The organism is Nautilia sp., assembly GCF_053994455.1.
This window is the reverse complement of record NZ_JBMYAU010000100.1, coordinates 1-17,498: the sequence shown is the minus strand read 5'-3', so window position 1 is coordinate 17,498 and position 17,498 is coordinate 1. Positions and strand designations below refer to the sequence as shown.

23 protein-coding genes are annotated in these 17,498 nt (G+C 37.7%); 19 read left to right on the top strand and 4 right to left on the bottom strand.

Features of this window, described 5'->3' with window-relative positions:
- Positions 1–104: 104 nt before the first annotated feature.
- The gene (locus ACXJIE_RS07440) at positions 105–518 is read left to right on the top strand and encodes a cupin domain-containing protein (protein ID WP_456480338.1); all 414 of its coding nucleotides are present in this window, start codon (positions 105–107) and stop codon (positions 516–518) included.
- A 9-nt stretch (positions 519–527) separates the two neighbouring features.
- Here the strand turns inward: ACXJIE_RS07440 and ACXJIE_RS07435 are convergent, their stop codons facing one another.
- The 3 genes from ACXJIE_RS07435 to kdsB are packed head-to-tail and all read right to left on the bottom strand — an operon-like array spanning position 528 to position 3,018.
- Positions 528–1,355: a 4-hydroxythreonine-4-phosphate dehydrogenase gene (locus ACXJIE_RS07435; RefSeq protein WP_456480337.1), complete on the bottom strand. Its 828-nt coding sequence runs from the start codon at positions 1,353–1,355 to the stop codon at positions 528–530.
- A 54-nt stretch (positions 1,356–1,409) separates the two neighbouring features.
- Positions 1,410–2,318 carry a 4-hydroxythreonine-4-phosphate dehydrogenase gene (gene pdxA, locus ACXJIE_RS07430; RefSeq protein ID WP_456480336.1) on the bottom strand — a complete coding sequence of 303 codons (909 nt, stop codon included), beginning with the start codon at positions 2,316–2,318 and terminating at the stop codon, positions 1,410–1,412.
- Positions 2,299–3,018: a 3-deoxy-manno-octulosonate cytidylyltransferase gene (gene kdsB, locus ACXJIE_RS07425; protein ID WP_456480335.1), complete on the bottom strand. Its 720-nt coding sequence runs from the start codon at positions 3,016–3,018 to the stop codon at positions 2,299–2,301. Before kdsB ends, pdxA begins: the two co-directional genes overlap by 20 nt.
- Before the next feature lie 47 nt (positions 3,019–3,065).
- On the opposite strand from kdsB, the gene ACXJIE_RS07420 reads away from it, so the two are divergent.
- From ACXJIE_RS07420 to ACXJIE_RS07375, 10 genes are read left to right on the top strand one after another with little or no spacing between them, the layout of a single operon-like run.
- Positions 3,066–3,257 carry a hypothetical protein gene (locus tag ACXJIE_RS07420; protein ID WP_456480334.1) on the top strand — a complete coding sequence of 64 codons (192 nt, stop codon included), beginning with the start codon at positions 3,066–3,068 and terminating at the stop codon, positions 3,255–3,257.
- Positions 3,257–3,940: a tRNA1(Val) (adenine(37)-N6)-methyltransferase gene (locus ACXJIE_RS07415; protein ID WP_456480333.1), complete on the top strand. Its 684-nt coding sequence runs from the start codon at positions 3,257–3,259 to the stop codon at positions 3,938–3,940. Before ACXJIE_RS07420 ends, ACXJIE_RS07415 begins: the two co-directional genes overlap by 1 nt.
- A gap of 21 nt (positions 3,941–3,961) precedes the next feature.
- Positions 3,962–4,342 (top strand): YkgJ family cysteine cluster protein, encoded by a 381-nt coding sequence (locus tag ACXJIE_RS07410; RefSeq protein WP_456480332.1) that lies wholly within the window; start codon positions 3,962–3,964, stop codon positions 4,340–4,342.
- Positions 4,339–5,640: a tetratricopeptide repeat protein gene (locus ACXJIE_RS07405; protein WP_456480331.1), complete on the top strand. Its 1,302-nt coding sequence runs from the start codon at positions 4,339–4,341 to the stop codon at positions 5,638–5,640. The genes ACXJIE_RS07410 and ACXJIE_RS07405 overlap by 4 nt, the downstream gene beginning before the upstream one ends.
- Positions 5,576–6,352, top strand: a complete 777-nt coding sequence (gene trpC / locus ACXJIE_RS07400) for an indole-3-glycerol phosphate synthase TrpC (RefSeq protein ID WP_456480330.1) — start codon at positions 5,576–5,578, stop codon at positions 6,350–6,352. The genes ACXJIE_RS07405 and trpC overlap by 65 nt, the downstream gene beginning before the upstream one ends.
- A gap of 30 nt (positions 6,353–6,382) precedes the next feature.
- Positions 6,383–7,099, top strand: coding sequence for a flagellar basal body L-ring protein FlgH (locus ACXJIE_RS07395; protein ID WP_456480329.1), 717 nt, complete (start codon positions 6,383–6,385; stop codon positions 7,097–7,099).
- Between the two features lie 20 nt (positions 7,100–7,119).
- Positions 7,120–7,416 carry a hypothetical protein gene (locus ACXJIE_RS07390; protein WP_456480328.1) on the top strand — a complete coding sequence of 99 codons (297 nt, stop codon included), beginning with the start codon at positions 7,120–7,122 and terminating at the stop codon, positions 7,414–7,416.
- Positions 7,413–8,021 (top strand): type III pantothenate kinase, encoded by a 609-nt coding sequence (locus ACXJIE_RS07385; RefSeq protein WP_456480327.1) that lies wholly within the window; start codon positions 7,413–7,415, stop codon positions 8,019–8,021. The genes ACXJIE_RS07390 and ACXJIE_RS07385 overlap by 4 nt, the downstream gene beginning before the upstream one ends.
- Positions 8,018–8,635, top strand: coding sequence for an ATP phosphoribosyltransferase (hisG, locus tag ACXJIE_RS07380; RefSeq protein WP_456480326.1), 618 nt, complete (start codon positions 8,018–8,020; stop codon positions 8,633–8,635). The genes ACXJIE_RS07385 and hisG overlap by 4 nt, the downstream gene beginning before the upstream one ends.
- A complete protein-coding gene (locus tag ACXJIE_RS07375) occupies positions 8,625–9,296 on the top strand; it encodes a class I SAM-dependent methyltransferase (protein WP_456480325.1) in 672 nt (223 codons plus the stop codon). Before hisG ends, ACXJIE_RS07375 begins: the two co-directional genes overlap by 11 nt.
- Here the strand turns inward: ACXJIE_RS07375 and nth are convergent, their stop codons facing one another.
- The gene (gene nth / locus ACXJIE_RS07370) at positions 9,297–9,941 is read right to left on the bottom strand and encodes an endonuclease III (protein WP_456480324.1); all 645 of its coding nucleotides are present in this window, start codon (positions 9,939–9,941) and stop codon (positions 9,297–9,299) included.
- 123 nt (positions 9,942–10,064) lie between these two features.
- Here nth and ACXJIE_RS07365 point away from each other — a divergent pair, with 123 nt between their 5' ends.
- The 8 genes from ACXJIE_RS07365 to ACXJIE_RS07330 all read left to right on the top strand — a co-directional run.
- The gene (locus ACXJIE_RS07365; protein ID WP_456480323.1) at positions 10,065–10,490 is read left to right on the top strand and encodes a cupin domain-containing protein; all 426 of its coding nucleotides are present in this window, start codon (positions 10,065–10,067) and stop codon (positions 10,488–10,490) included.
- A gap of 125 nt (positions 10,491–10,615) precedes the next feature.
- A complete protein-coding gene (locus tag ACXJIE_RS07360) occupies positions 10,616–11,332 on the top strand; it encodes a YebC/PmpR family DNA-binding transcriptional regulator (protein WP_456480322.1) in 717 nt (238 codons plus the stop codon).
- A gap of 54 nt (positions 11,333–11,386) precedes the next feature.
- Positions 11,387–12,250 carry a peptidylprolyl isomerase gene (locus ACXJIE_RS07355; protein ID WP_456480321.1) on the top strand — a complete coding sequence of 288 codons (864 nt, stop codon included), beginning with the start codon at positions 11,387–11,389 and terminating at the stop codon, positions 12,248–12,250.
- An 11-nt stretch (positions 12,251–12,261) separates the two neighbouring features.
- Positions 12,262–13,326 (top strand): class II fructose-bisphosphate aldolase, encoded by a 1,065-nt coding sequence (gene fbaA / locus ACXJIE_RS07350; protein WP_456480320.1) that lies wholly within the window; start codon positions 12,262–12,264, stop codon positions 13,324–13,326.
- Positions 13,326–14,192, top strand: coding sequence for a 1-aminocyclopropane-1-carboxylate deaminase/D-cysteine desulfhydrase (locus ACXJIE_RS07345; protein WP_456480319.1), 867 nt, complete (start codon positions 13,326–13,328; stop codon positions 14,190–14,192). Before fbaA ends, ACXJIE_RS07345 begins: the two co-directional genes overlap by 1 nt.
- A 115-nt stretch (positions 14,193–14,307) precedes the next feature.
- Positions 14,308–16,167 carry a proton-conducting transporter transmembrane domain-containing protein gene (locus tag ACXJIE_RS07340; RefSeq protein WP_456480318.1) on the top strand — a complete coding sequence of 620 codons (1,860 nt, stop codon included), beginning with the start codon at positions 14,308–14,310 and terminating at the stop codon, positions 16,165–16,167.
- Positions 16,164–17,006, top strand: coding sequence for a respiratory chain complex I subunit 1 family protein (locus ACXJIE_RS07335; RefSeq protein WP_456480317.1), 843 nt, complete (start codon positions 16,164–16,166; stop codon positions 17,004–17,006). Before ACXJIE_RS07340 ends, ACXJIE_RS07335 begins: the two co-directional genes overlap by 4 nt.
- 2 nt (positions 17,007–17,008) lie before the next feature.
- The coding region (locus ACXJIE_RS07330) for an NADH-quinone oxidoreductase subunit B family protein (RefSeq protein WP_456480316.1) at positions 17,009–17,498 on the top strand (490 nt) is incomplete at its 3' end.

Here is a 17,498-nt window from a genome sequence, read left to right as displayed (position 1 = left end):
AACGCCTAACACTTCTTTTTCCCCTTTTTACTTTTAACCGTTGTTAAGCTTAAATTAAATTTTCGGAGTTATAATATATAAAACTTTCGGTAAAAGGGGTTTGTATGAAAAAAACAATTCTCTTTTTGGCGTGTTTACTGTTTGCAACGCCCAATTATCTCGTAAAAAACTTTGAAAACACCTATAGTATTAAAGCGGGAGGCGGATTTACCGTTCATGAGCTTATAAACGAAAAAAACGATCCTGTAAACCCGGGCTTCAGTGTGGCTTATGCGGTGCTCAAACCGAATTCGACCACAAAGCCTCATTATCTGAAAAGTTCAAACCAGGTGCTTTATGTTATCAAAGGCGGCGGTGTTATGTTTATAGAGGGTAAAAAAATAAAACTGAAAGAAAAAATGAGTATATACATCGCCCCTCAGGTAAGTTTTTATGTCAAAAGCTCTAAAAACGGGCTTGAGTTTTTATCAATTGTTTCACCGCCGTGGAAAGCGGGTGACGAAGTGGTGAAAAAGTAGCGGTAAAAATTATTTTTTTACCGCATCAAGCGCTCTTTGGAGAAGTTCCGCGTGATATACTTCCTGTCTTGAGATGAAGAGTAAGAAGTTGCTGAGCTCTTCGTTTCCTATTTTTTCGGCTAAAATCAGACACTGTTTTTCGGCGTCCATTTCTTCTTCGATGTTTTCTTTTAAAAATTCCACAATCCCGATATTTTCGTATTTGTCGTGCGGAATAGGGCGAGGAAGTGTTAAAACACCCATCTGAGCGGCAAGTTCGGCAAATCTTCTCAAATGATAAATCGAATCGTATGCAAGATCCGTAAAGGCGGAATTTGCATCAACTTCGTTCGAATGAACTTTCAGGTAACTGTAAATGGTAATAAGTTCATACTCTTTAAACGTTTCTTCCATTAAGAAAAATACAAGCGCCGCTTTTGCGTTTTCTTCAAGCTCAACGCCCGGTAACTCTTTTGACTGATTAAACGCTTTAATACTTCCTTCTAAGTCGAGTTTTTTAAGCTGATTTAAGAAATATTCGTCGTCGTTTTTGAATCTTCCTGTTGAAGGGGTTTTGATTTCTTCGTAACTTCTGAGATTTTCTTCCAAGTCATTGATTAATACCTCTAAAAGATCCTCTTCGCTTTGCTGTTCTATTTTTTTTATTTCGTTTATTTTAAAATCCATATCGAATTTTATGTCCGCTTTAACCGCATCGGCCATAGCCCATACCATATGGCGGTATTTGAACATAGCAATATCTTCAAGCAGTTTTTTTGCGGCCTGTTCTTTTACCATTACCGCCCCATAGATAAATTTAATGAAACTTTCATGCTGAAATCTGATTAATCTTTGCATGTTAATCCTTTTTTTTGTTTAAGTATACCGAAGAAGAGAAATTAAAAAATTGACTTAAGTCAACTTTTTATGATTTAGGATATATTTTATCGCATTTTCATAACTTTTGGTCTTTGCTTTGCCTTTATATGCAATGTCAAAAGCCGTACCGTGATCTACGGACGTTCTTAAAATAGGCAAATTAAGGCTGACGTTAATGCTTTCGTCAAAGTATAGCGCTTTAAGAGGCGCGAGTCCCTGATCATGATACATCGCAATATATCTTCCTTTGCCCGAAGAAAAAGCTGTATCGGGAACAAGAGGGCCGTAGTAGAAGTCTTTGTTAATTATTTTATTGGCTTCTTTTATTGCAGGCAAGATCTCTTTAATTTCTTCATCTCCCAATACCCCGCCGTCACCGGCGTGAGGATTCAGTCCGAGGACTCCTACTTTATGAAAATTTGTCGAATTGTAAAAATCTATAAAAAATTTTATTAAATTGTCTTTTTTTACCCTTTCGGCCACATTTTTTAGCGGTATATGCTCCGTAAAAAGGGCAACGTACATATCCTCACATCCGAGCATCATAATGGCGTCTTTTTTAAAAACATCCCTTAACACTTCAGTGTGGCCTTTGTATTTGATTCCGGCTTTAGCCCAGCTTTCCTTGTTTATGGGCAGCGTTGTTATTGCGTCTGCTTTTTTTGTTTTGGCTAAATTTATTGCGGTTATAAAACTGTCATACGAATATTTTCCGCTTTTATCGTCAATTTTTCCGGGCTTTATGTCAAAATTCCCTTCCACTTCTATAATTTTAAAATCGTCCGGAATTTCATAATTTAAAAGTTTTGCCGCTTTTTTTAGCATTGTTTTGTTTATACAGTATAAAGGCTCGACCCACTGTTTTATTTTTTCATGGCTTTTTAGGGCTATTTCGATTCCCACTCCGTTCAAATCACCTATACTAACTGCGATTTTTTGCATAAATTCTTGCCTTTTCAAGATCGTCTTTCGTATCTATTCCGAAACTTTTCGTTTTAACTTTAATCATGGCTATTTTTTTGCCGTTTTCTATAACCCTTAGCTGTTCGAGTTTTTCTATATGTTCAAGCGTACCTTTCATGGTTACAAATTCATCAAGGCTTTTTTTTGTAAATCCGTAAATTCCTATGTGTCCGTAATACTGGTGGGGAACGTCGTCACGGTTATACGGGATTTTGCTTCTCGAAAAATAGATGGCGTCCTCGTTTTTGTCCATAATTACTTTTACGAGGTTAGGGTCACTTGCGTGTATTTCGTCGATTTCCTTATAGCAGCTTACCATTGCGAAACTTCTGTTTTTGATGTCTTGAAGTTTGTTTTTAACGGAGCTTAATATTTCCGGTTCCAAAAACGGTTCGTCGCCTTGCATATTTATAACACTGTCTTTATCCGTTAATCCGAGAATGTCGGCAGCCTCTTTTATTCTGTCGCTTCCGCTTTGGTGTCTGTCATTTGTCATAACTGCTTCAAAACCGTATTTTTTACACACTTTTATAACTTCTTCGGAATCCGTGGCGATACATACGTCATCGACTTTTTTAGCGACTTCGGCACACCATATTATCATCGGTTTGCCTTTTATTTCGGCAAGAACTTTGTTAGGAAGTCTGCTTGATGACAAACGTGCCGGTATTATAATCATAAAATCCACCTTTTTAGTTATAATTTTACTAAAAAAAAGGGATTGTTATGATTGATAAAATAAAAAATAAAATAAAAAAAGCAAAACATATAGACGAAAAGAAAAAAGGTGTTATTTTGGAAAAGATTGAAGAATGGAGAAACGACGAAAAAGCGATGGCTTTGATTCCGAGTCTTCTTATGAAATACTATCAGGAAGACATTAAACCCGTTTTGGATGAATTAGGACTTACCGACTGATGGTGCTATACCAGCCGAAAAACGGTTATTGTTACAATTCCGACACTATGTTTTTGTATGATTTCATAACGCGTTTCAATATAAAAGGCGATGTTTTGGAAGTCGGCGGAGGATGCGGTGTTTTGGGACTTCTGATAAAAAGGGATTTTCCGGCGGTAAATTTGACCGTTATAGAAAAGCAGAAGGTGATGTATGAATTCATTCTGAAAAACATTAATAAAAACGCTTTAAGTGCGGAAGCGGTAAACGGCGATTTTTTAAAATACGAATTTGAAAAAAGATTTGATTTTATAATATCGAATCCGCCTTTTTATCAGGGAAGTTTAAAAAGTGAAAATGAAATTTTGAAAATGGCGAGATATGAGGAATACCTTCCTATGGAAAAATTTTTTGACAAAGTTAACAGGATTTTAAAAGAAAGAGGCGAGTTTATATTTTGTTATGATGCCAAAAGAATTGATGATATAATTTCAAAAATGCCTAAACCTTTGAAAATAACGGATATAAGGTTTATGTATCCTAAAATTTCGAAAAAAGCGACGCTTGTAATGATCAGGGCTAAAAGACATGCGAAATCTATGATAAACATACATCCGCCTTTAATAGGGTTTGAGGGCGAAAACTATTCGAAAGAAGCTGCGGAAATTTATAAAAAAGCGGCTACTAAAAGCGTGAAAATATAATTGAAAATGGAGAATTGAAAATTGAGAATTATTGAAAAAGAAAATTTTCCTTATAAATTTGATGCGGATGCATGTAACGAGTGCGAGGGGAACTGCTGCATAGGAGAAAGCGGCTATATCTGGGTTACATCTCGGGAGATTAAAAACATTTCCGAATTTTTAAATATCAGTGAAGAAATTTTTAAAAAAACGTTTTTAATAAAGGTCGGGTACAGATATTCTTTAAAGGAAAAACCTTACAAAAACGGATACGCCTGTGTTTTTTTTAAAAACGGGTGTGAAATATATCCGGTAAGACCGGCTCAGTGCAGGAGTTTTCCTTTTTGGGACTATTATAAAAACAGAATCGACGAACTGAAAAAAGAGTGTCCGGGAATTATTGTAACGGAAAATGGAAAATGAGTAACCGAAAAATTCTGATTTTGGTTTTATTGCTTTTAATGGTAACCGGATGTAGTGTCAAAAGCCCTAAAATCGGTGAAAAAGTGATTCCGAACGAAGATGAGTACATTATAAAAGCGTTGATGTATGAAAATGAAAACAATCTGAGTGCGGCTGTTGATATGTATAAGTTTTTATACGAAAAAACGAAAAAACCGGTATATTATGAAAAAACGGTTGAAGAACTGTTTTATATGAAAAAGTATGAAGAAGTTGTAAAACTGAGCGACGTGTTTTTAAAACACGGTTTTGATAAAAAAATTTTTATGTATAAAATACTCGCCCTTTTGGAACTCAAAAAACCGAACGAGGCGAAAAAAGAGTTGTTGACGAAACTTAATAAAAAAGACGAGTTTTTTTACAGAATGATGTCGTATATTTACCTTAAAGAGAACAATTTAAAAAAAGCGGCCGATTATCTGAAATCCCTTTATGCGTTAAACCACGACAAAAACACGCTTCTTCAGCTTGTCGATTTACTCATTAAAATAAAAAAATACAACGAAGCCCTGGCATATTTAAGGACACATCTCGATATGTACGGATGTGAGTACGACGTGTGTCTGAGGCTTGCTATAATATACAAACAGACATACGATTATGACAACCTTGCGAACATTTATGAAAAAATGGGAAGGTTTGATCAGAAATATCTTATGTTTGCTTTTAGAATTTATCTCGATAACGGAGAATACGCAAAAGCACTCGGACTTATAGATAAAAACAATCTCGGAGACGAATACATGCTTATAGTTTACGAAACGAAAAAAGATTTTAAAAAGGCGGCGTTTTATGCGTACAAACTGTATGAGGACACTTCCAATCTGAGGTATTTGTTAAAATACTGTTCATACGAATACGAAGCTGAACCCTCTAAAAAAACGGCCGAAAAACTTATACCGAAACTTGAATATTTATTAAGGTTTTACCCGGACGCATATTTGTATAACTTTGCCGGTTATTTGATGATTAATTACGGTATCGACGTTAAAAAGGGGCTTAAATACGTACAAAAAGCCGTCGAATTGAAACCTGACAACGAAGAATACATCGATTCTCTGGCATGGGGGTATTATAAACTCAATAAATGCAAAGAAGCGTGGGAAATAATAAAAAACCTCACTTTAAAAGATAGTGAAATTTTAAAACATAAAAAGATGATTTTGAAATGTCTAAAAAGCAAAAAGGATTCGGATGATACTCGAAAAAATCATAAACAGAACAAAAAAAGATTTGGAGAAAAGAAAATACGACAGTGATTTTAAAAAACTGCTCTCTTTAAATAGGGAGTTTAGGGATGTAAAAAAAGCGCTGAAAGCCACACCGGATAATCCTTACAGAATAATAGCGGAAGTTAAAAAGGCAAGTCCCTCTAAAGGGGTTATCAGGGAAGATTTCAATCCGGTTGAAATTGCTAAGGAGTATGCTGAAGCGGCCGATGCTATGAGTATTTTAACGGAGCCTCATTTTTTTCAGGGGAGTCTGGAATATTTAATGGAAATTAGCAGGTTTTCCCCGGTGCCTCTTTTAAGAAAGGATTTTATCATCGACGAATTCCAGATAGCCGAGGCGTATGCGGCCGGAGCCGATTTTATACTGCTTATTGCAAAGGCTATGGATGTAAAAGAGCTGAAAAGATTATACGTTTTTGCAAAAAACACCGGATTAGAAGTGCTTTTTGAAATTCACGACGAGGAAGATTTGGAAAAAGCGCTTGAAACTGGTGCGGAGATAATAGGTTTCAACCACAGGAATCTTGAAACGTTTGAAATGGATATGGATTTAAGCAAGAAACTTATGCCTCTGCTTCCCGAAGGTGCGATAATCGTTGCGGAAAGCGGTATTAACGATTTTGAAACCGTAAAAAGGCTTGCCGAAAACGGGGTTGACGCATATTTGGTAGGCGAGTATTTTATGAGACAAAAAGATATTAAAAAAGCGGTTTTATCTTTAAAAGGTAAAACGGAATAATTTTTGCTCTTTTTTAAAAAAAGGCTTTTTATGAAGAAAACGTATATTGTTTTAACCTCGATGGCGGCGTTTATTATAAGCGGATGCGCTACACATCCTATGGATCCCTCTATAAATATGAAGCCTCCTAAATATGTGGAACAGATGCCGAGTCTTGATAATGAAATTCCGCAAAACAATCCCGGCTCTCTTTTTACGAACGGGGACAATCTTTTTTCCGATACGAAAGCTATGAAGGTTAACGATATCGTAACGGTCGTTATAACCGAAGAGGTTAAACAGTCAACGCAGGCAAGTAAAAAATTAAGTGAGGCTAATACCGACGCAGGAGGCCTTTTTGACGCCGGAATAAGCGGAGGGGTAAGCGTTGCCGGAAAAAATCTGAGTGTTGCTAAAACGGGATTCAGTGTCAACCTTCCTTCTATGAACTCTTCGAGAACGTTCCAGGGAAGCGGCACGCAGCAGAGAAACGAGAGTTTTCAGACCACTGTAAGTGCGAGAATAGTGAAGGTTTTGAAAAACGGCAATTATTTTATATCCGGTACGAGGGAAATATACGTGGACGGTCAGAAACAGATAATCCAGATAAGCGGGGTTATAAGACCTCAGGACATCTCTTCCGACAACACCATCGATTCGAAATATATTTCGGATGCGAAAATAGCTTACAAAACCGAAGGGGACGTGAAACGTTATACGGAGCAGAACTGGTTTGCCAAATTTTGGAGTGCGATTGCGCCATGGTAAAAATATGAATAAGGAAAATTTTGAAAGAGCTTGTTGAAAAACTGAGAAAACAGAATATTATCTGTAAAAAACTGGAAAATCTTAAACCGAAAACAAGAAAAAAGCTGAAGGTTTATGTGGGAATCAACCTGAAAAACGAATACTGCCTGATAATAGAAATATACAAAAAAAGTAGGTTTTCTCTTAAGGATACGGAAATGTTAAAATCCTTAATACCGGACAAGATTAATTTCGGTTATAAAAAGAAAATTTTAATTTTAAACGGGCCTATCTGCTCAAAAGCGAAAGATAAAATGAAGGAGTGGAAAATAATATGACTCTGGTGGATATAGGAAATACTAATATTCACGTATGGCAGGAGGGTGTGATAAGACATATTTCGGACGTTGAATTTTTTAACAAAGATGTGTATTACATAAGCGTAAATAAAAAAAAAGAAGGGGAATTTTTAAAAAAAAACCCGTATGCCGTTAATTTAAAAAAATATGTCAGGTTTAATACATCTTACGAAGGATTGGGTATAGACAGAATAATGGCCTGTAAAAGTGTAAAAGACGGCGTGGTTGTGGACGCCGGCAGCGCTATCACCATCGACGTTATGGAAAACGGACGTCATAAAGGCGGTGTAATAATGCCCGGGATTTATGCTTTTAAAAAAGCTTTTGGTACAATTTCAGAAGTTTTAAAATTTGAGCCCTTAATTATAAAGGAAACTTTACCGAACTCCACTCGGGAGGCCTTGAATTACGGAAGTATCGGGGCCGTAAAATGTGTGATAGAAAAAGTGGCGAAAAACGGTAGGGTGTTTTTTACGGGCGGTGACGGAGAGGTGATTTCTAAAATGTTTGAAAATTCCGAATATATTGAGGATTTGGTGTTTAGGGGGATGTTAATAACGATAAGTGAAATGGAGAAAAAATGAGTTTAACGATAGCTTTGCCTAAAGGAAGAATTGCCGAAGAAGTACTGTCTATTTTTAAAAAAATATTTAATGAGGAATTTGAGTTTGAAAACAGAAAGCTTATTTTGAAAAAAGCGGGTTTTACATTTTTAAACGTCAGAAACTGGGATGTTGCCGTTTATGTCGAAAACCAGGCCGCGGATATGGGGGTTGTAGGGTTTGACGTGCTGGATGAGCTTGAAAGCGATGTTTTGGAACTTATGGATTTAGGGCTCGGTAAATGCCGGGTAAGCGTTGCGGGAATCAGGGGGGATGAGAGCTATAAAAACAAAACGGAAATAAAGGTTGCAAGCAAACTGCAAAACATAGCCAAAAAATATTTTTCAAAAAAAGGTATTCCGGCCAGTATAATCAAACTAAACGGCTCAATCGAACTCGCCCCTCTTGTGGGACTTAGCGACGTTATTGTGGATATAGTGGAAACGGGCAACACGCTTAAAGAAAACGGACTTGAGGAAAAAGAGGTTATAATGTATTCGAGTGCCAGGGTAATAGCCAATAAAAATTCCTTTATAGAAAAAAAATATGAAATTACGGGTATTCTTGAAAAAATAAAGGCTGCGCATGGGGCTTGAACTTTACGGAAAAATAGAAGATCTTTTTTTGGACAAGGAAGCCGCTAATATTTTGTGGAGTAAATTTATAGCCATTTTGCTGAATTTAGGTGTTGAAAACGTTCTTGACATAGGCTGCGGAAGCGGTGATTTTTGCGAACTGGCAAAATCGAGCGGTTTAAAGGTTAAAGGAATAGATTTAAGCAGCACACAGGTTAAAAGGGCGGCGTATAAATGCGACTGTGCGGTTAAGGATGTCTGTGATATGGATGAAACATTTGACGCCTGTGTAGCAATTTTTGACGTAATCAATTACATGAACGACAAAGAGCTTAAAAAATTTTTTGGATGTGTGGAAAAAGTTACTAAAAAATATTTTATTTTCGATGCAAACAGCTATTTTGCAATGAACGATTTGGCAATAGGCACTCTCAAAGCGGAGGACGAAAACAGATTCGGCGTTTTATATTCCGATTTTGAAGACGACGTGTTGACAACCGAAATAACTCTTTTCGAGAAAGAAAACGAATGTTATAAGAAATTTCAGGCGAATATAGTACAGTATTATCACAGTGTGGAAAAAATCTGCAAATTTACAGGTATGAAATTTATTAACAAAATACCCGTTTCTTTGTACGGCAGCGGAGAGATTGAAAAATGGATTTTGGTGTTTGAAAAATAGTTATCTTGCTTTAAAACTTTCTTTAGAAACGCAAAAATCGGTTACGAAACATTTTTCGCATTTCGGGTTTTTTGCCGTACATATATATCTTCCGAAAAGTACAAATCCCTGATGAAGCTCGTTTAGGTCGGTTTTAAAGGCTTTGATCAAATCTTTTTCCGTCTGTTTCACCGTTTTTGCATCGGTTATTCCCAATCTGTGTACGACCCTGAAGACGTGTGTGTCCACCGCCATTCTGTTTTCTCCGTTGAGCTCTATCAAAAAGACGTTTGCGGTTTTGTTTCCGACTCCCGGCAGTTTTATAAGTTCTTTGTGGCTGCGAGGGATTTTACAGTTGAATTTGTCTCTTACTATTTTTGCCATTTCGACTATGTTTTTCGCTTTGTTGTTAAAAAAAGAACAGGATTTTATAATGTTTTTTACATCGTTTAAATCTGCACACGCGAGGGATTTTATATCCGGATATTTTTTAAAAAGTTCGGGTGTGATTATGTTTACCCTTTTATCGGTGCACTGGGCGCTTAAAATAATGGCTATTAAAAGTTCGTAGTCGTTTTTGTAGTTTAATTCCGTTTGGCTTCCTTTGTAGTGTTCTAAAAAACGTTTTTTAATCTCTTTAAGCTCTTCGGGGGTTCTTAAAACCATTAAACACCTTTGCAGTTTTTAAAATTATAACATATAGAAAAAATAAACCGGTTTTTTGACAAAATATGTTCTTTGTGTTAGAATGATTTAAGTGAGACACTTATATTTATCAAAGGAAAAAGGATGAAAAAATTAGTTTGCGGAATATGTTTGTCATTGTCGTTAATAACTCATGTCTGTGCCGGGGATTTAAATAAGGTAAAAGTGGTTGTTTTAACTAAAACCGGTATGAGCTGGGACGGAGAAGCTCTGCCGCATTACCCAAAAGGGAAACCGGAAATTACGATTTTAAGAATCACCATTCCTCCCAAGTGCCGGTTGCCTATACATAAACATCCCGTAATAAACGCTGGTGTATTGTTAAAAGGGGAGTTGACCGTTGTTACGGATGACAATAAAACATTACATTTAAAAGCGGGCGACTCAATCGTTGAAGTAGTGAATAAGTGGCACTACGGAAAAAATGAAAGCGATAAACCGGCGGAAATAATAGTTTTCTATGCCGGCGCACAGGGTGTGCCTATTACCATTAAAAAAAATAAAAAGTAAGTTTTATTCAGGTTTTCAATAAAAAAAATATTAAAAACCGCCCTCTGTGTATTACACGGCCTCTCAACTTATCTACTCATCGGGTTTTTTTAGTATAATAACGAATATTTTAGCAAAGGAGAATTATGGCTGGACATAATAAATGGTCTAAAGTTAAACATATAAAAGCGAAAGAGGACGCTAAAAAAAGCAAGATTTTTACGAGACACGTAAGAGCCATTATGACGGCTGCAAGACAGGGAGGCGGCAATCCCGAGACGAACGCGGCTTTAAGGCTTGCGGTTGAGAGGGCCAAGGCGGACTCGATGCCAATGCAGAATATTCAAAGGGCGATTGACAAAGCCACCGGCAATCTTGACGGCGTAACTTTAAGCGAGGTCAGTTATGAGGGTTACGGTCCCGGCGGTGTTGCTATTATGGTTGAATGCCTGACCGACAATAAAAACAGAACCGTGGCGGAAATCAGACACGCATTCAAAAAAGCGGGCGGCAGTCTCGGAACCAGCGGAAGTGTTGCGTGGATGTTTGAAAAAAAAGGCGTTATAGTGGTAAACAGAAGCGAAAAAGACGATGAGGTTATGGAAACGGCTATCGAAGCCGGTGCGGAAGATATTAAAGAATTGGAAGAAGTTCTGGTTATCGAAACGGCGCCCGAGGATTTTAATAGCGTATTGGAAGCGGTAAACAGTATTGACGGAATTGAAATAATAGAAAGCAACGTTCAGCTGGTTGCGACAAACGAAAGCGATGTGGATGATGAAACGGCCGAAAAGGTGGAAAGACTCATAGAAGTGCTTGAAGAGCTTGACGACGTTCAAAATGTCATACACAATATGGCTTAATTAAGATATAATTAACGTTAAACAAATACAATTAATAAAAAATAAGGAGAGTTTATGAGAAAAATAATATTAGGCGGATTAATTACGGCGGCTGCGTTCGCTTTTCCGGGAATGCAGGGAAGTATGGGCGGCAATGCCGCAATGACGGGAAAACCAATGAAAGGCCTTACGGATAATACCGTGGTTGCTACGATTGACGGCAAAAAAGTGACTGTAAAAGACATAAACAACTTTTTACAGGGAATGACGGCGGATAACAGGATAAGACTTCAGGATCTTCCGGCTCAGCACGTTGGACAGTTTGTAAAACAGTACGTCGATACGATGGTTTTATACAAAAAAGCCAAAGAGGTTGAAAAGACTCCTCAGTTTCAGGCCCTTGTCAAAAAAATGGCAGTTGATTACTGGCTCAAACAGAAACTTAACAATATGAAAATTTCGGACGCGGAAGTTAAAAAGTTTTATGAAGCCAACAAAGACATTTATTTCAAAACGACACCAAAGGTTAAAGCGAGACATATAGTTGTAAAAGACGAAAAAACAGCGGAAAAATTAATCAACGAACTTAAAGGATTAAAAGGCAAAGCCCTTGAAAAGAAATTTGCCGAACTTGCTAAAAAATATTCAACCGGACCTACGAAAGTAAACGGCGGAGAGCTCGGATGGTTTGATCCTAAACAGATGGTACAGCCTTTTGCGGAAGCCGTAAATAAAATGAAACCGGGTGAGCTTACCCTCAAACCTGTTAAAACGAGATTCGGATACCATGTTATTTTGGTTGAAGCTAAAAACGAAAAAAATTATATGCCTTTAAATCAGGTGAAACTACAAATTATAGAATATCTGAAAAGAGAAAAACTGCAAAAAGAAATTCAAAAGCTTAAAGATTCTTCCGACGTTAAAATCAAAATTAAATAAAGGAGAAGGCAATGGATTTTAGTTTTGTAAAACCGGGGGTGTTAAGCGGAAGCGAAGCTGCAAAAGTTCTTGATTACTGTAAGGAAAGCGGTTTTGCCCTTCCCGCAATAAACGTAGTGGGAACAAATTCCGTAAATGCTGTAATGGAGGCGGCAAAAGAAGTAAATATGCCGATTATTATCCAGTTCAGTAACGGCGGGGCGCATTTTTGGGCCGGAAAAGGTCTTGATAACGACGGGCAAAAAGCGGCGATGCTCGGTGCGGTTGCGGGAGCCAAACATATCCATACATTAGCGGAGGCTTACGGCATACCTGTAATCTTACATACGGATCACGCAGCAAGAAAACTTCTTCCATGGATTGACGGACTTATAGAGGCGAACGCAAAACACAAAGAAAAATACGGTAAACCTCTGTTCAGCTCACATATGCTTGATTTAAGCGAAGAGCCTTTAGAACAAAACGTTCAGACTTGTAAAGAGTACCTTAAAAAATTAAGCGCGCTTGATATTATGCTTGAAATCGAGCTCGGAGTAACGGGCGGTGAAGAAGACGGTGTGGACAATACCGGAATTGAAAATTCAAAACTTTACACCCAGCCCGAAGATGTCGCTTATGCTTATAAAGAACTCAGTGAGGTAAGCGATCTGTTTACAATTGCCGCAAGTTTCGGAAACGTTCACGGTGTTTATAAACCGGGACACGTTAAACTTGAGCCCGTAATTCTTAAAAACTCTCAGGAATATGTAAAAAAAGAGTTTGATTTAAATGTTGACAAACCTATAAGATTCGTATTCCACGGCGGAAGCGGAAGTGAGCTTAGCAAAATTCATGAAGCTATTGACTACGGCGTTGTAAAAATGAATATCGACACCGATACTCAGTGGGCTTTCTGGAGCGGTGTTAAAGGCTATATTGAAAAATTCAAAGATTATCTTCAGTCTCAAATCGGAAATCCCGAAGGTGAAGATAAACCTAACAAAAAATATTACGACCCGAGAAAATGGCTAAGAGAGGGTGAAAAATCCATGAAAAACAGAGTGATTGAAGCTTATAAAGATTTAAGAGCGGTTTAATGATTAAAAAATTTTGGAGAATAAAAAATTCTCCGATTACCCCCTTTTTCTTCAAAAACAATTTCTATCACGTAAAAAGAGACGATTTGTTAGATCCTGTATTTAACGGCAACAAGGCGAGAAAATTTTACTATTTTTTAAAAAACGATTTTCCCGGTATAAAAAGGGTTGTGTCATTCGGTTCGAACCAGTCCAATGCAATGATGAGTTTAAGCGTGCTTTGCAGAATTAAAAAATGGGAGTTTGTTTACTATACCAATCATATACCCAAGATTTTAAAAAAAAATCCCCAGGGCAATTATCTTAAAGCGTTGCAAAACGGTGCCCATATCATAGAAACCCAGTTAAAAGGCGAAAGACTTATTAAATTCGTCAAATCCCTAAAAGACAAAGAAACGTTGATTATTGAAGAAGGCGGAAGAATCAAAGAGAGCGAGGAAGGGATAAAAATATTGGCGAAAGAAGTGAATGAATATGCACTTAAACACAATCTGAAAATATTTCTTCCGAGCGGCACCGGAACCACGGCTTATTTTTTGTCAAAGCATGTAAATGTCGAGGTTTTAACAGTTCCTTGTGTCGGGGATGAAAATTATCTTAAAAAACAGTTTAAATGGCTCGGCGGCGGTAAAATACCCACCGTTCTTAAACCCCGCAAAAAATACCATTTCGGTAAACTTTATTTAAATTTGTACGGGTTATGGAATGATTTGAAAAATTCCGGGGTGGAATTTGATCTGCTTTATGATCCTGTTGGGTGGGATACCGTGCTTTATTACGAATTAAAAGATATACTGTATATACACCAGGGGGGAGTGCAGGGTAATCCCACGATGATAAAAAGATATGAAAGAAAAATAGATTGATTTTTTAAAATGTAACTTTTTTCTACACTTTTAATATAAGTTTAATTTATATATCCATAAATGAATATTCATTTTGTTATCATTATATTATCTCAATTTTATTGTGGAGGTTAATATGGATCTTTTTATTACAATGAGCATCGTGCTGCCCTGGATTGCGGCACTGGTGATCTATCTGGCGAAAAACGATTTTATCACCAATGTTTTGACATTTGCAATGCTGCCTGTACTCGGGTTTTTTGCATGGATGGTGTATTCAAGCGGAAATCTGCCGTACCTGATGGATACGCCTGCGTGGGTGAATTATCTTATAACGGTGTATGATTTCGGACTTTTGGGATATTTTCTGTATCAGGGTGTTAAAAACAAAAGTATGCTTGTATCCGCCCTGGCGGTATTGCAGTTGGCACTGCTTGTTATTGTCGTTTTAATGATTGAACATTCAACCACTGAGAATATATATGTAGACAAACTTACCGCGTTTATGTATATGATAGTTGCCGTGGTAGGTGTTCCCATTGCTATTTTTGCCACAAAATACATGGAATACGACGAGAAAGGAAAACACAGTTTTGTTGCTGTTTTAATCTGGTTTTTGGGTGTTATGAATTTTGCCGTCAGTGTAAATAATATCGAATGGTTTTTTGCACTTTTCGAAACGACTACACTTGCATCGTATGTGCTTATCAGATTCAGAATGGATAAAGAAGCTGTAAATAATGCCGTTTTAGCTTTATGGATGAACCAGATAGGAGGGGTTGCGATACTTTTTGCACTGCTTACGTTTATAAAAACAAGCGGAATGTATCATTTTACGGATCTTTTAAATGCTAATCCTAAAATGGTTTCACTTGCTGCTTTGGGATTTCTGTCTTTAAGCGCTTTGGTAAAAGGCGCCCAGATGCCGTTTCACAAGTGGCTTTTGGGTGCCATGGTTGCGCCTACGCCGGTAAGTGCTATTTTACATTCGGCTACAATGGTAAAAATCGCGCCTTATCTGCTTCTTAGGATTTCACCTGTCATAAAAGGAACTCTTTTAGCAAAACTTTTAATTATTACGACTGGGTTTGTTTTTGTTGCGGCTGCGGTTATTGCGCTTACACAGGATAATTTCAAAAAAATACTTGCGTATTCAACTATTTCACTGCTTGGGCTTATGATGCTTGCGGCAGTTGTAGGAACGCCGATTGCTATTACGGCAAGTCTTCTTCTTATTTTGTTTCATGCGTTTGCAAAAGGGTTTTTGTTTATCGAAGCCGGGGTTTTGGAAAAAGTATTTCATGTTAAATACATAAAAGAGATGAGAAGGCTTATTGAAAGGGCGCCTCTTACGCTTATGTTTATTTTTTTCGGATTTTTAAATATGACGTTTGTGCCTTTCGGTACGTTTATAGGTAAATGGATTATGATAGAAGAGGCAAGCGGATTTTTATCCCACGGAAGCTATGTGCTTGTAATTTTATATGTTGGTGCCGGAAGTGCGTTTTTAAGCGTTCTTTATATGAAAGTGCTCGGTATAAGTGTTAGAAAGTCGCACGGTATTGAAAAAGTAAAACTCCTGCCGCTGCCTATCAGGTTTAATTTTGTTTCGATCTGGTATTATGTATGGCTGCTCATATTAACAGTGTTTATCGCGCCGTTTATAGCAAATCAGATAGTTCCGATTGCGCATGAATTAAGCTCGGCATCTGTGAATATTCATGCGGATAATCTCTCACTTGTAATTAACAGTTCGACGCTTTATTTCTGGCAGATTATGGGTGCGCTTATAATTCTTTTGCTTATTCACGCTCTGCCGTTTTTTGTTCATTTCAAAAAAGTTGACACGGCCATGCCGTATAACTGCGGGGAGGCGTTCCCGAGACACATTGAAACATATAATTTCGTATGTATTTCAAAATATGAGAATTATCTTATTGCGTTTAGTATTGCTTTGTTTGTAATGGTGTTAGTTCTCGGAGGAGGTTTGTTATGAAGTTTGAAACGTTTATGTTACTTTTAACTCTTTTCGCTCCGGTTATCGGAGGGTTCGTTTACGGGGTCGAGAGAATTGTAAAGGCCAGAATGCAAAGCAGGGTGGGGCCTCCTTTGATGCAGCCGTTTTACGATTTTTTCAAATTGATGGACAAAAGGCCTTTAATGGTGCACTCCATGCATGCGGTTATGGGAATAATGTATTTTATCGCCTGCTGGTTTGCGCTTTTGGTTCTGTTTTTGGGTAATGATTTACTGGTTGCCGTGTTTTTTCACGTAATCGCTGTGCTTGCGTTAACTATCGGGGCGTTTAGCGTAAGGAGCCCTTACAGCGTAATAGGGGCTATGAGGGAGCTTATGCATATGATTAGTTACGAGCCTTTAATGGTGTTAATGGTGGTTGCGTTTTATGAAGTGGTGGGAAGTTTTAATTTAAAAGATATATTAAATTATGAGGGAATCCCTTTATTACAACTGCCCGTGGTGTTTATAGCTTTTGTGCTCGCAATACCTATGATGCTTCACAAATCGCCTTTTGACGTAGCCGAAGCGCATCAGGAAATAATAGGAGGTCCGGAAATAGAATACAGCGGTCCTTTTTATGAGGCGGTATATACCGGTAAATGGATTGAATATGTATATGTGTTTTTCTTTGTGTTTTTATTCGGCGGAAGCCATTACTGGCTCGGGGCGCTGCTGGTATTGATTGTTTTTATTTTTGTTAATGCGCTTGACAACGCCACGGCAAGGCTTGATTTCAGAAGAATGGTTAAATTCAGCTGGTTTGTGCTTATACCGATTTCGGCTCTTAATATAATCTTTTTGGCTTTATGGAGGTAATTATGGGAATATTCAGTAAATTCAGAAAAAAATCGCCTTGGATTTTGCATTACAACACGGGCGGATGTAACGGGTGCGATATAGAAATATTAGCCGCCCTTGCACCGAAATACGATATTGAGAGATTCGGAATGTTAAACAGGGGCAATCCCAAGCAGTCGGATATTCTGCTTGTAACCGGTCCCGTTACGAAAAGATGCCGTGACGTATTAAGAAGGCTTTATCTTGAAATGCCGGAGCCCAAAGTTGTAGTGGCGATGGGTGCCTGCGCACACGGCGGCGGAATTTTCAGGGATTTTTACCACGTGGAAAACGGGGTGGATAATATAATTCCGGTTGACGTGTGGATTCCGGGGTGTGCCCCGAGAGTCGAAGCCGTAATCGACGGAATGGTTGAGGCGGTTAAAATCTGGGAGAAAAAAACGAAAGAAAAAGAGTATATGAGAGGACACAGCGTCGAATTATTAGAAAAATTAGGAGCAAGAAATGATG